Source organism: Streptomyces sp. cmx-4-9 (genome assembly GCF_046548835.1).
GTDB lineage: Bacteria > Actinomycetota > Actinomycetes > Streptomycetales > Streptomycetaceae > Streptomyces.
Genome location: NZ_JAEBEE010000007.1, coordinates 293,998 through 306,359, shown reverse-complemented (window position 1 = coordinate 306,359; position 12,362 = coordinate 293,998). Strand labels below are relative to the sequence as shown.

Annotated in this window: 9 protein-coding genes, 1 tRNA gene and 1 pseudogene; 3 read left to right on the top strand and 8 right to left on the bottom strand. The window is 71.8% G+C overall.

The annotated features are described in order from the left end of the window. Positions 1 to 14 precede the first annotated feature (14 nt). The 5 genes from ACLJTM_RS23005 to ACLJTM_RS22985 all read right to left on the bottom strand — a co-directional run bounded on the left by ACLJTM_RS23005 (position 15) and on the right by ACLJTM_RS22985 (position 5,144). The gene (locus ACLJTM_RS23005) at positions 15 to 926 is read right to left on the bottom strand and encodes a homocysteine S-methyltransferase family protein (RefSeq protein ID WP_411105570.1); all 912 of its coding nucleotides are present in this window, start codon (positions 924 to 926) and stop codon (positions 15 to 17) included. Next, on the bottom strand, positions 923 to 2,041 hold the full coding sequence (locus ACLJTM_RS23000) for a trans-sulfuration enzyme family protein (protein ID WP_411105569.1): 1,119 nt from the start codon (positions 2,039 to 2,041) through the stop codon (positions 923 to 925). The genes ACLJTM_RS23005 and ACLJTM_RS23000 overlap by 4 nt, the downstream gene beginning before the upstream one ends. Before the next feature lie 40 nt (positions 2,042 to 2,081). Beyond that, on the bottom strand, positions 2,082 to 2,954 hold the full coding sequence (locus tag ACLJTM_RS22995; RefSeq protein WP_411105568.1) for a class I SAM-dependent methyltransferase: 873 nt from the start codon (positions 2,952 to 2,954) through the stop codon (positions 2,082 to 2,084). Positions 2,955 to 3,111: 157 nt separating this feature from the next. Next, on the bottom strand, positions 3,112 to 4,389 hold the full coding sequence (locus ACLJTM_RS22990; RefSeq protein ID WP_411105567.1) for an aminotransferase class V-fold PLP-dependent enzyme: 1,278 nt from the start codon (positions 4,387 to 4,389) through the stop codon (positions 3,112 to 3,114). Beyond that, positions 4,389 to 5,144 (bottom strand): crotonobetainyl-CoA--carnitine CoA-transferase, encoded by a 756-nt coding sequence (locus ACLJTM_RS22985; protein WP_411105566.1) that lies wholly within the window; start codon positions 5,142 to 5,144, stop codon positions 4,389 to 4,391. The genes ACLJTM_RS22990 and ACLJTM_RS22985 overlap by 1 nt, the downstream gene beginning before the upstream one ends. 370 nt (positions 5,145 to 5,514) lie before the next feature. On the opposite strand from ACLJTM_RS22985, the gene ACLJTM_RS22980 reads away from it, so the two are divergent. Together ACLJTM_RS22980 and ACLJTM_RS22975 are read left to right on the top strand one after the other, a co-directional pair. Beyond that, complete coding sequence (locus ACLJTM_RS22980) at positions 5,515 to 6,978, top strand: MFS transporter (RefSeq protein ID WP_411105565.1); 1,464 nt, start codon at positions 5,515 to 5,517, stop codon at positions 6,976 to 6,978. 69 nt (positions 6,979 to 7,047) lie between these two features. Further along, positions 7,048 to 8,319, top strand: a complete 1,272-nt coding sequence (locus ACLJTM_RS22975) for an adenosylhomocysteinase (RefSeq protein WP_411105564.1) — start codon at positions 7,048 to 7,050, stop codon at positions 8,317 to 8,319. A gap of 108 nt (positions 8,320 to 8,427) precedes the next feature. Here the strand turns inward: ACLJTM_RS22975 and ACLJTM_RS22970 are convergent. The 3 genes and pseudogenes from ACLJTM_RS22970 to ACLJTM_RS22960 form a co-directional block, all read right to left on the bottom strand. Beyond that, a pseudogene (locus ACLJTM_RS22970) lies at positions 8,428 to 9,120 on the bottom strand (4'-phosphopantetheinyl transferase family protein); the annotation flags it as partial. Continuing rightward, positions 9,117 to 9,971, bottom strand: a complete 855-nt coding sequence (locus ACLJTM_RS22965; protein WP_411105563.1) for a metallophosphoesterase family protein — start codon at positions 9,969 to 9,971, stop codon at positions 9,117 to 9,119. The pseudogene ACLJTM_RS22970 and the gene ACLJTM_RS22965, both read right to left, overlap by 4 nt. A 360-nt stretch (positions 9,972 to 10,331) precedes the next feature. Next, positions 10,332 to 10,404, bottom strand: a tRNA-Arg gene (locus ACLJTM_RS22960). Positions 10,405 to 10,735: 331 nt separating this feature from the next. Between ACLJTM_RS22960 and ACLJTM_RS22955 the strand changes: the two genes are divergently transcribed. After that, positions 10,736 to 12,361, top strand: coding sequence for a dynamin family protein (locus tag ACLJTM_RS22955; RefSeq protein ID WP_411105792.1), 1,626 nt, complete (start codon positions 10,736 to 10,738; stop codon positions 12,359 to 12,361). Position 12,362: the final 1 nt, after the last annotated feature.

Sequence of the window (12,362 nt, the reverse complement as noted above, 5' to 3'; positions counted from 1 at the left end):
GCCGCCGGCCGGCCTCAGCCGTCCAGGCGCGCCCGGAGCGCCGCGATGTGCGCGGGCGTCGTCCCGCAGCAGCCGCCGACCAGGTCCAGCCCGTACCGCCCGACCCGCTGCACCATCGCCTCCGCGAACTCCTCCGGCCCGCAGGCGACCGGCACGTACCGGTCCACCGGGGTCCAGTCCGCCACCCCGGCGCGGTCCTCGACGTTCGGATACGCGCCCACCGGCACCGGGCTGTGCTTCGCGAGGACCTCCAGCGCGCGGTCCAGGTCGGCGAGGGCCGTGCAGTTGACGAGCACCGCCTGCGCCCCGGCCCCCGCGACCGCACGGACGGCTTCCTCCAGTGGCTCGCCGGACAGCAGCAGCCCCTCCTCCCGGCACACGAAGCCGACCCAGACCGGCAGGCCCGCCCGGACGCAGCTGCCGGTGACGGCCACGGCCTCCCGCACCGTGTTCAGGGTCTCCGCGAGGACCAGGTCGACGCCCTGCTCCGCGAGCCGCGCCGCCAGCCAGTCGTGCTCGGCGGCGAGTTCCGCGTCCGGGGGGACCAGGTCCGGCCGGTAGCAGTCCTCGACCGTGGTCATCCCGGCGGCGACCACGGCCGGCCGGCCGCCGGCCGTCCGCGGACCGGCCGCCGACCGCGCGTCCGACACGGCCCGGCGCACCAGTTCCCGGGCGAACGCCTCGTCGGCGCCCGCCGTGCGCAGCGCCCGCAGATTGGTACGGAAGGTGTTCGCGGTGACCAGGTCCGCCCCGGCCTGCCGGTAGGCGCGGTGGACGCCGCGCAGCACCTCCCGGCCGACGTCGTCGAGCAGCGCCTCGCTGGTCCACCACGGGTGCGTCACGGAGCGGCCGAACCGCTGGAGCTCCGTGCCCTTGGGCCCCTCCAGGACGGTGGCCGCGGGCGCCCCCGGGCCCGCCGTGCTCACAGGGCCTGGCGCAGATCGGCGACGAGGTCCCGGGGGTCCTCGATGCCGACGGCCAGCCGGATCAGGTTGTCCGAGATCCCGAGGGCCTTGCGGGTCTCCGGCGGGACCGGCCGGTGGGTCATCAGCGCCGGGCACTCGACCAGCGAGTGCACGCTGCCCAGGCTGACGGCGACACCGAACAGCTCGACCCGCTTGAGGAGTTCCTGCGGGTCGCCCAGGTACTCGAAGGAGATGATCGAGCCGAACCCGGACATCTGACGGCGCGCGACGGCGTGGTGCGGGTGGCTCTCCAGCCCGGGGTAGTGCACCGCGCCGGTCTTCGGGGAGGCGAGCAGCTCCTCGGCGAGGACGGCGGCCGTACGGTTCTGCCGCTCCACGCGCAGGGACATCGTCTTGAGCCCGCGGTGCAGCAGGTAGCAGTCCAGTGCGCCGGGCACGTTGCCGTAGGAGGTGCGGTAGGAGAAGAAGTCCTTGTGGTGGTCGTCGCTGTGGTAGACGAGCGCCCCGCCGATGACGTCGGAGTGGCCGGATATGAACTTGGTGGTGCTGTAGAGCGAGATGTCGGCGCCCAGCTCCAGGGGCTGCTGCAGGGCGGGGCTGGCGAAGGTGTTGTCCACCAGGACGGGGATTCCCGCGGGACGGGCCAGGGCGCTGATCGCGGCGATGTCGGCGATCTTCAACAGGGGGTTGGTCGGGGTCTCCACCCAGATCAGGCCGACGTCGTCACCGAGGGCGTCTTCGAGCGCCGAAGGGTCGGAGAGGTCGCGGTACTCGACGGTGATCCCGTACTTGCCGAGGCTGGAGAAGAGCGAGTACGTGCCGCCGTAGACGTCGTCGGAGGAGATCAGCCGCTGGCCCGGGGAGAGCAGGGACAGCGCGGTGGCCCCGGCGGCCTGGCCCGAGGAGAAGGCCAGGGCGTGCGCGGCGTTCTCCAGGGAGGCCAGGCACTGTTCGAGGGCCTCGCGGGTGGGGTTCTCGCCGCGGCCGTAGAAGTAGCGCAGGTCGCTCTGCGAGCGCTGCTCGTAGGTGGTGGCCAGGTGGATCGGCGGCACGATGTCGCCGGTGCCCGCGGCTGCCTGCTGGCCGACCTTGACGAGCTTGGTGTCGAACTCCATGAGGTGGAACGCTCCTGAGGTACGCAGGGATGGGAGGAGGTCAGCCGGCCTTGACGGCGGTGAAGCAGTGGCTCAGCCCGGGGACGCGCAGGGTGCCGTCCTCGGCCTCGAACTCGCGGGCGGCGCTGAGGAAGGCGTTCCAGGTCCGCGGGTCGCGTGCGTCACCGAAGCGCTGGGCGACCTGCGCGCGCAGCCAGCCGGGCAGCAGGTCCCAGGAGAACTCGGCGAACTCCTCCGCGGACTTCGGCGCGAAGATGAGCGGGCACTCCTCGTGCGCGACCTCCGCGAAGCCCGCGGCGCGCAGCCGCCCGGTGAGGGCGGCCGGGTCGGACAGGGAGAACGGGCCGGGTACTCCGGCGGGCGGGGCGCCCAGGCCCAGCCGGGCCCCGACGATGCCGAAGGCCAGGCTCAGCAGCGGCACCCGGGGGGCGGTGGACCAGACGGCCGCGGTCAGCACCCCGCCGGGGCGCAGCAGGCGGTGGGCGCGGGCCAGCACCGCGTCGGCGTCGGGCAGGAACATCAGGCTGAAGCGGCTGGTGACGGCATCGAAGGAGGCGTCCTCGAAGTCGAGCCGTTCGGCGTCCACCTCCAGGAACTCGGTGTTGCCCAGACCGAGTTCGACGGCGCGGCGGCGGGCCGCGCCGAGCATCTCGCCTGCCTGGTCGGTGCCGACGACCGAGCCTTTCGCGCCGACGAGCAGGGCGGCGTCCAGGGCGGGCTGGCCGGTGCCGCTGCCGAGGTCGAGCACGCGGGCCCCCTCGACGAGGCGGGCCTGTTCCAGCATCCGGTGCGTGACGGGCGCCGCTCCCGACTCGAACAGGTCGTACCAGCGGTCCCAGCCGGAACTGAGGTTGTTCCAGTTGTCCTTCTGCTGTGCCTTGAAGGCGACTGGGTCGAATCCTGCGGTGGTCACTTCCACACCCCTCGTTCTTGTCGTGATCCGTGCGTGCCGGCCGGCCGTGCCCGCGGTGGTGTGCGCGCGGGGCACGGCAGGCCGGTGGGGCCGTGGGCCCGGGTGACCGTCAGGTGGTCGGACCGTCCGGTGGTCGGACCGTCAGGTGGTCGGACCGTCAGGTGGTCAGGAAACGGTCGTTGGGGTGCTCGTTCGACCAGAAGCCCTTCTCGACGCTCTTCAGCGACTCGACCATCAGGTCGACCTCGTCGCGGGTGTTGTAGACGCCGAAGGAGGCGCGGACCGTGCCGACGACGCCGAGGCCGTCGATGAAGGGCACCGCGCAGTGCACCCCGGTGCGGGTGGCGATCCCGAAGGTGTTGAGGTGGTTGCCGACGTCGTAGGGGTGGAGGCCGTCCACCGAGAAGGAGACGATGCCGCCCTGGGGCGCCTGCGCGCCGTAGACGGTGACCCCGTCCAGGGAGCGCAGGCCCGCGGCGGCGCGGCCCGCGAGGTCCGCGTCGTGGGCGGCGACCCGGTCGAGGCCGAGCTCTTCGAGGTAGTCCATGGCGGCGGCCAGACCGACGGCGCCGGCGATGTTCGGGGTGCCGGACTCGAAGAGGTGCGGGGCGGGGAAGACCGACAGCGGGCCGTCGTAGGTGACGTTGCGGACCATGCCGCCGCCGAGGAGCAGGGGCTCCATGCGGGCCAGGTGCGCGGCCTTGCCGTAGAGGACGCCTATGCCGAGGGGCCCGTACATCTTGTGGGCGGAGAAGCAGTAGAAGTCGGCGTCCAGGGCCTGCACGTCGACGCTGCGGTGGGCGACCGCCTGCGCGCCGTCGACGACCACGACGATGCCGCGCTCGTGGCACAGGGAGATGATCTCCGCGACGGGGGTGACGGTGCCCTGGACGTTGGAGACGTGGGCCACCGAGACCAGCTTGGTGCGGTCCGTCAGCCGGTCCCGGAAGGAGTCCAGGCCGACCTCGCCGTGCCCGTCGACCGGGGCGATCTTCAAGGTGGCGCCGGTCCGCTCGCACAGCTGCCGCCAGGGGAGCAGGTTCGAGTGGTGTTCGAGGCCGCTGATCAGCACTTCGTCCCCGGCACCCACGACGGTCGGGCCGAAGCCCTGGGCCACCAGGTTCACCGACTCCGTGGTGCCCTTGGTGAAGACGATCTCCTCGCTGTCCCCGGCGTTCAGGAAGCGGGCCACGCGCTCGCGGGAGTGCTGGTAGCGGTTGGTGGCCCGCATGCTGAGGGTGTGGACGCTGCGGCCGACATTGCTGTTCTCGTGCGCGTAGAAGTGGTGCATGGCGTCGAGCACCTGGAGTGGCTTCTGCGTCGTGGCCGCATTGTCGAGGTAGACGGGTCGAATGCCGTCGAGGTCGGCTTCCAGGATCGGGAAGTCGGCGCGGACGTCCCGGCGGAAGTCAATGGAGGAGTGGCTGTCGGCCATCAGTTCACCTGCTTGAAGAGTGAGAAGAACCCGGCCACCAGCTCCTGCGGCAGTGGCGTGGTCTTCTGTGGCGAGTAAGGCCGGTCGCGGGGCGGAATGTAGCCCTCCGAACCGGGTGGGGGAATCCGTCCGCGGGAATCCCTGAGGTGTGCCCCGTAGTAGAACCAGCAGATTTGACTGACGGTCTCGGACAGGAGCACGGGATGGCAGTCCGCCGGATACATGTGGCTGTGGTCCCAGGCTGCCAAGTGTTCGCCATGTGCGGTGAAGGGGTTGCCCCGCGCAATGTGGCCGAAATAGTCGTGCACGGCACGGAAGACGTCGTTGTGAGCGAATCGGACGCCGTCGATGGTGTAGTCGGAGGGTTCGACCATCGGGTGTGCCATCGAGCCCGGGGTCGAGCCGCCCTCCCCGTGACCCCGACTGGTCAAGTAGACGTAGAGTGTGCCTGAGTTGACCACTTCACGCCATAAATGTGCCGAACTTTTGTACGGTTGGCCGGCCTCCAGCCAGGGACGCACGGCGATCCCGGCGCGGCGCATGGCCTCGAACTGCTCCCGGGTCTCCGACTTGAGGATCTCGTACTGGCGCCGGGACTCCGGGTCGTCCGGACGGTCGGGGGCGCTCTCGTACCAGTCGGCAATGGTGAGGCAGAGGTCTTCGTCGAGTTCGAGTTCGACGAGTGTGGGGAGCCGATGTCCTGGAGCGCGGAATTCCACATAACTCCGTGCGACGGACATCGCATCGACCCTCATCCTGCCCGCCTTGCCGGCGACAGGGTCCGCATACCGGAGTGGTCGGCTCCGGGACCCGTACGCGGGTCGGATGCGGAGATCTTCAGGTTTCTTGCAGGTAACTCACGGCTGGAGGGCGCCTTAACGGCGCACCTACATCGCCCCCGTGCCTCACTCATAATCAAACCCCCTTTCGGCGCTAGAACTTAACGTTCGAACTCCGCTCGCACAAGAGGTTTCGGCCAGGTCGGCCACACGTCGACTCGCGCATAGCGGGCTGTCTCAAAATCGTCGGTGTGCGCCTTCGGGAAGCGGACTCCTGCACATGGCATCAATCCCGCCCCTACACTCTCCGAATTGTGTGATCAATTCACCGAGGAGGTGACGACGCGTGAACCCCCGACCTGGCGTGACGACCGCGAACGCCGGTGGAACCGCCGCCCCGCCCGCATCTGCCGGGCCGTGGCGCCTGGTCCTGCTCTGCGGTGTCCAGCTGCTCATGCTGCTCGACTTCTCGATCGTCAACGTGGCCCTGCCCCGGATCGAGGGATCCCTCGGCTTCTCCCACAGCGGCGTCCAGTGGGTCGTCAGCGCCTACGCACTGACCTACGGCGGTCTGCTGCTCCTCGGCGGACGGCTCAGCGACCAGCTCGGGCGCCGCCGGATGCTGATACCCGGCCTCGCCCTCTTCGGCCTGGCCTCCCTGGTCGGCGGCCTCGCCACCAGTCCGGCGCTGCTCGTGGCGATGCGCGCGCTCCAGGGCGTCGGCGCCGCCTTCATCGGCCCCGCCGTGCTCTCCCTCATCACCACCGGGACCGCCCCCGGCCCGGAGCGGAACAAGGCACTCGGCTGGTTCAGCGCCGCCTCCGCCAGCGGCTTCGCCATCGGTGTCCTCGCGGGCGGGGTCCTCACCCAGCTCACCGGCTGGCGCTGGGTGTTCTTCGTGAACGTGCCTCTGACGGCCCTGGCCGTCCTCGCCGCGTACCGGCTCATCCCGGCCGACGGCAGCCGCGCAGGCGAGAACCGCTACGACGTGCCCGGCGCGGTCCTCTCCACCCTGGGCGTCAGCGGCGTCATCTACGGACTGACCTCACTGGGCGGCAACGAGGCGAGGGGCCTCGCGTTCATCGGCGCCGGCCTCGTGATGCTGGTCTGCTTCGTCGTGGTCGAGGCCAGGTCCGCGAACCCGCTGGTCCCGCTGAGCATCTTCCGCACCCGCAGCGTGTCCGTGGCCAACCTCGCGGCGCTCCTGGTCCCCGGCGTGATGGGCGCCGTGGCCCTGGCCCTGTCACTCTTCCTGCAGCAGGTCCAGCAGCGCGACGCCCTGGAGACCGGGCTGGTCTTCCTCACGCTCGGCGTCGCCGTGGTCTTCGCCGGTCCGATCGCCGCCCTCCTGGTGACCAGGATCGGGCCCAAGGCGGTGTGCGCGGGCGGTTCCGCGATCGTCGCCGCCGGTGTGTTCACCCTCAGCCGCATCACCCCGGACTCCTCCTACGCGTCCGTCCTGCTGCCCGGACTGGTCCTGACCGGGATCGGTTTCTCGTCCTTCTTCGCCGCCTCCACCATCACGGCGACGATGGACGTGCCGGCGGAGCAGCAGGGCCTCGCCGGAGGCCTGCTGAACGCCTCGGTCCAGTTCGGCACGGCCCTGTGCGTGGCCCTGCTGATGGCCGTGGCCGAAGGCGGATCGGGCGCCGGCGAGGCCGTGTCCGCCGCGACGCGCGCCGACCACTACGGCAACGCCTTCGCCATCGGCGCGGCCGTCGCCCTCGCCACGGCCCTCCTCGTCCTCGTGGCCCTGCCCGGCCGGCCCCGCGCCGGGGCGCAGGCCGAGGACCCGCCGCAGAAAGGCTGAAACCCGACGGTCCGCGCCGCGGACGACGTACCTGTTCAACTAGCCATATTTCTGCCTAGAGTTGAGACCATGACTGATCTTCCCCAGCACGACATCGCCGACCCGTCGCTCAAGGCCCAGGGCGTCGCCCGCATCGAATGGGCGGAGCGCTCCATGCCCGTCCTGCGGCAGATCCGGGAGCGCTTCGCCAAGGAAAAGCCCTTCGAAGGCCAACGGTTCGCGGCGTGTATGCACATGACCACGGAGACCGCCGTCCTGCTGCGGACGCTGAAGGCGGGCGGCGCCGAACTGGCCGCCTGCGCCAGCAACCCGCTGTCCACGCAGGACGACACCATGGCGGCCCTGGTCCACGAGTACGGCATCAGCGTCTTCGCCCGCAACGGGGTGGACCGCGACGGGTACTACGCGCACATCAACGCGGCCCTCGACATCCGGCCCGACTTCGTCTTCGACGACGGCTGCGACCTGGTCAACACCCTCCACACCACCCGCACCGAGCTGCTCGACGGCATCAAGGCGGGCTGCGAGGAGACCACCACCGGCGTGGTGCGGCTGCGGCAGATGGCCGCCGACAACGCGCTGCGCTTCCCGATGGTCGCGGTCAACGACACCGACACCAAGCACATGTTCGACAACCGGTACGGCACCGGCCAGTCCTCGCTGGACGCGATCATGCGCGCCACCAACCTGCTGTTCGCCGGCAAGACCGTGGTCATCGGCGGCTTCGGCTACTGCGGCAAGGGCCTGGCCGAGCGCGCCGCAGGCCTGGGCGCCCACGTCGTCGTCACCGAGATCGACCCCACCAAGGCGCTCGACGCGACCATGCAGGGCTACCGGGTCATGCCGATGATCGAAGCCGCCCGGGTCGGCGACGTGTTCATCACGGTCACCAGCAACCGCGGTGCGCTGCGCCCGGAGCACTTCGAGGTCATGAAGGACGGTGCGATCCTCGCGAACGCCGGCCACTTCGACATCGAGGTGGACGTGGCGGGGCTCGGCGAGATGGCGGTGGAGAAGCGCTCGCGCATCCGCCACCAGACCGACGAGTACATCCTGGCCGACGGCCGCCGCCTGCTGCTGGTGGCTGAGGGCCGCCTGGTCAACCTCGGCGCGGCGGAGGGCCACCCGGCCTCGGTGATGGACATGTCCTTCGCCGACCAGGCGCTGACCGCGGAGTGGCTGACCAAGACGTACGCCTCGCTGGAGCCCGGTGTCGTCGACGTGCCGACCGAGATCGACAAGCACGTGGCGCGGGTGAAGCTGGAGACCATGGGGATCCGGATCGACACGCTCACCGCCGACCAGGAGACCTACATGAACTCCTGGGAGTTCGGCTCCTGACCGGAGCAGCCGGCCGGGCCGCGGGTCGGTCCCGGCACCAGCCCGGGGCCCGGCGTCCGGCGCGGCTCCGGCGGCCACCCGGGCTTCGACGGCGTCCGGGGTGTCGGCGGCATGCGGGGCGCCGACGGCCACCGCCGTCGCGACCAGGCCGCCGTGGGCCAGCCAGCGACCACTGAAGACGCCGACCCGCCGCCCCGCGACCACCGGTCCGGGGCGCAGCAGCCGCGCGGAGAACGTGCCGGTGAGCGCGCCCCCGGCGTACCGGATCTCTATGTCGGCCTCGTCGAAGCCCAGTTCCTGCCCGGTCAGCGGATACCAGGCCTTGAACACGCTCTCCTTGGCGCTGAAGAGGATCCGGTCCCAGGACGTCCCGGGTGAGCGGTCCGCCAGCGCCCGCACCGAACGCTGTTCGCGGGGCAGCGCGATCGTCTCCAGGACGCGCGGCGGCAGCGGCTGGTCCGGTTCCGCGTCGATGCCGAGCGCCGCGGCGTCGGCCGGACGGGCCACGGCCGCCGCCCGGTAACCGGCGCAGTGCGTCATGCTGCCGACCACCCCGGCCGGCCACTGCGGGGCGCCGCGCCGGTCGGCGACCAGGGCCACCGGCGGCACCCCCAGCCGGCCCAGCGCACGGCGCGCACAGATCCGTACGGTCGTGAACTCGCGCCGGCGCGCGGGCACCGCCTTCGCCACCAGCGGCGCCTCCTCGGGGAAGAGGCCCTCGCCGGGTGCCAGCAGGTCGCCCGTCAGGTCGCCCGGCGACTCCACCGACACGACGCCGGCGGGCAGGATCGCCCCGATCACCAGCTGTCACCCTCGGCCTGCGAGGGCAGGGGCAGGATCTGGCGCAGGGGCTCGCGCGGCGGCCTCGGGCGCCATTCCCGCGGGTAGCCGAGGGAGACCTCCTCGAAGCGCACGCCGTCGCGCCAGGTGGTGCGGGGGATGTGCAGGTGCCCGTAGACGACGGACAGCGCCCGGAAGCGCACGTGCCAGTCGGCGGTGAGCTCGGTGCCGCACCACTGGGCGAAGAGCGGATAGCGCAGGATGTCCGTCGGTTCCCGCGTGAGGGGGAAGTGGTTGACCAGCACGGTCCGTTGGTCAGGTCCGAGCGCGGACAGCCGCCGCTCGGTCTCGGCCACCCGGGCGCGGCACCAGGCGTCGGCCGAGGCGTACGGCTCGGGGTGCAGGTAGAACTCGTCGGTGCAGACGATCCCGGCCTCGTGCGCCAGGCGCAGCGACTCCTCCTTGGTGTCGGCGCCGGGCACGCGGAACGAGTAGTCGTAGAGCACGAACAGCGGGGCCACGGTGACGGGCCCGCCGTCCCCCTGCCACACCGGGTACGGGTCCTCCGGCGTGGCGATGCCCAGCGACCGGCAGAGCTCGACGAGGTGCAGGTAGCGCTTCTCGCCGCGCAGGTCCACCGGGTCGTTCGGGGGAGTCCACAGCTCGTGGTTGCCCGGCGCCCAGACGACCTTCGAAAAGCGCCGGCTGAGCAGCTCCAGCGCCCGGGCGACGGTCGCGTACTCCTCGGCGACATCCCCGGCGACGATCAGCCAGTCCTCGTCCGAGCCGGGCCGCAGCGACTCGACGACCGAGCGGTTCTCCTTGTGCACGGTGTGCAGATCGCTGACGGCGAGCAGCCTGCCGTTCCCCACGGTTCCCCCTTTCCGGCCCCGTCGCCGGGGCCGTTCCCGGCACCGATGGTAGGCGAAGCAGCACCGGCGCGGCGGGGCGCGTCCGCTGTGCGGACGGGGTCCGCCGCGCCGCTCCCGCCGGCACCGGCGGGGCCAACGGCGCCCGGACGCGGGCTCGTTCGGACCGCGGTGGGCAGCTGCGCCGCACCGGGTCCGGGCCGGCCGGCAGCCGCCCGCCGGCCCGCGCGCCGCTGCCCGCGCCTGTTCGCGCCGCGGCTGCCGCACCGAATGCGTGCCGCTGCTGCGAAGCTCCTGTCAGGGCGCCGCTGACCTGCAAGAAAGCCCTCCGCGCGGGAGGGCTTGAGGGTGGGAGAGGAAAGGTGCCCCCGGCAGGACTCGAACCTGCGGCCAAGTGCTTAGAAGGCACCTGCTCTATCCACTGAGCTACGGGGGCCGGAAGGTGGCCGTGGTGGCCTGGAGCCCCGGGATGGGGGTGGGACTGGGGTCCGTGCCGGGTCAAGGATAGGGCTCCGGTTGCCTTGTCCCGGTTGCTTCACCCCCGTGCCACGATGTGGAGGTTCGGTGAAGCGGTCCCGATAATCGCAGGCAGGTGCGATTCGCGCACCGGTTTTGCGCCGCGGCGCCCTGGGTGTTGTGCACTCGTTATGCCTGCGCCCCACTCGTCCGGACTATCGGGAATGTCCTTCCGGAGTGCGGTCGGCGCGCAGAGGACGTATAAGCTTCAAAAATGGTCCTAAATTGGGCATTCTTCGCATGTGGTGACCTTGGATGTACGGCCTCAGCTGCTCGATGCCCTGTCCGCCCTGCGCGACCGGGTCGCGTCCGTGCGTCTGCCGCTGCCCCTGCCCGGCGCTCCGCGTGCCCGCCAGACCAGAGCCGAGCTGCTGGCGCAGCTCGACGACTACCTCGTACCCCGGCTCAAGGCGCCCGAGGCGCCGCTGCTCGCCGTCGTCGGCGGGTCGACGGGAGCCGGGAAGTCCACCCTCGTCAACTCCCTCGTCGGCCGGCAGGTCAGCGAGGCCGGCGTGCTCCGGCCGACCACCCGCACCCCGGTGCTCATCTGTCATCCGGATGACCACCACTGGTTCGCCGGCATGCGGATCCTCCCCGACCTGATGCGCGTCTGGGTGCCGCCCGAGGAGGAGGAACTCGTCGGCGCGGCCCGCTCCCGACCCCGGTCCCGCGACCGCGGTCAGCACGGCGGTGGCCACGCGACCCGCGAGATGCGGATCGAGACCGTCTCCAGCCTCCCGCGGGGCCTCGCCCTCCTCGACGCCCCCGACATCGACTCGCTCGTCGTCGAGAACCGCGTCCTCGCCGCCGAACTCATCTGCGCGGCGGACGTCTGGGTGATGGTCACCACCGCCTCGCGGTACGCCGACGCCGTCCCCTGGCACCTGCTGCGCACCGCCAAGCAGTACAAGGCCACCCTGGTCACCGTTCTCGACCGGGTGCCCCACCAGGTGCTGGCCGAGGTCTCACGGCAGTACGGGGCCCTGCTCACCCGCGCCGGACTGGGCGACGTACCCCGCTTCACGGTGCCCGAACTCCCCGAGTCGGCCGGCGGCGGCGGGCTCCTGCCCGCCAGCGCCGTCGCCCCGCTGTACGCCTGGCTCGCCCACCACGCCCAGGACCCGGCCGCCCGCCAGCACGCGGTGGGCCGCACCGCGCTCGGTGCACTGGACTCCCTCGGCCGCCGGATGCCCGAACTCGCCTCCGCCGTCGCCGCCCAGCACGCCGCGTGCGTCCGGCTCACCTCCGCCGTGGAGGACGCGTACAAGCGGGAGGGCAAGCGGGTCCGCAACCGGCTCGACCGCGGCGCCGTCCTGGCCGGCGACGCCCTGACCCGGTGGCGCGGCCACCCCCTCGACACGAGCCACGACGAACTGCTGGACTCCCTGGCCGAATCCCTCACCGCGCTGCTCCAGTGCGCCGTCGCCGCCGCCGACGAGCGGATCGCCGCGGCCTGGCGTCGCGAACCGGCCGCCGGAGCCGTCAGGCTGCCCGCCCCCGACCGGGAGGCCGCCGAACGCATCGGGATGGCCGTACGACGCTGGCGGCGCGTGCTGGAGGAACTCGCCGAGGAGGAGGTCGCCCGGCTCGACAGGCAGCCCCCGCCCGACCCCGACGGCGTCGCCGCCCTGCTCGTCACCGCCCTCCTCGGCGGCAAACGGGCCCGGCCCGCGGGGGAGAGGCTCGCCGAACGCATCGGCGCACAGGCGGCCCTGCGGCTGCGCGACCGCGGCGCGGAACTGGTCGGCGACCACCTCGACCAGGTGCTGCGCGCCGAACGGGACCGCCGCCTCGCCCCGCTGGAGGCGCTCGAAGTGAGTCCCGAACCACAGGCTGAGCTGATCGCCGCGCTGTCCGTACTACAGAAGGAGAGGTGAC

Excerpts from the sequence above, each read along its gene's own strand:
- ACLJTM_RS23000 (WP_411105569.1), bottom strand. The coding sequence starts at position 2,041 with ATGGAGTTCGACACCAAGCTCGTCAAGGTCGGCCAGCAGGCAGCCGCG.
- ACLJTM_RS22990 (WP_411105567.1), bottom strand. The coding sequence starts at position 4,389 with ATGGCCGACAGCCACTCCTCCATTGACTTCCGCCGGGACGTCCGCGCC.
- ACLJTM_RS22985 (WP_411105566.1), bottom strand. The coding sequence starts at position 5,144 with ATGAGGGTCGATGCGATGTCCGTCGCACGGAGTTATGTGGAATTCCGC.
- ACLJTM_RS22975 (WP_411105564.1), top strand. The coding sequence starts at position 7,048 with ATGACTGATCTTCCCCAGCACGACATCGCCGACCCGTCGCTCAAGGCC.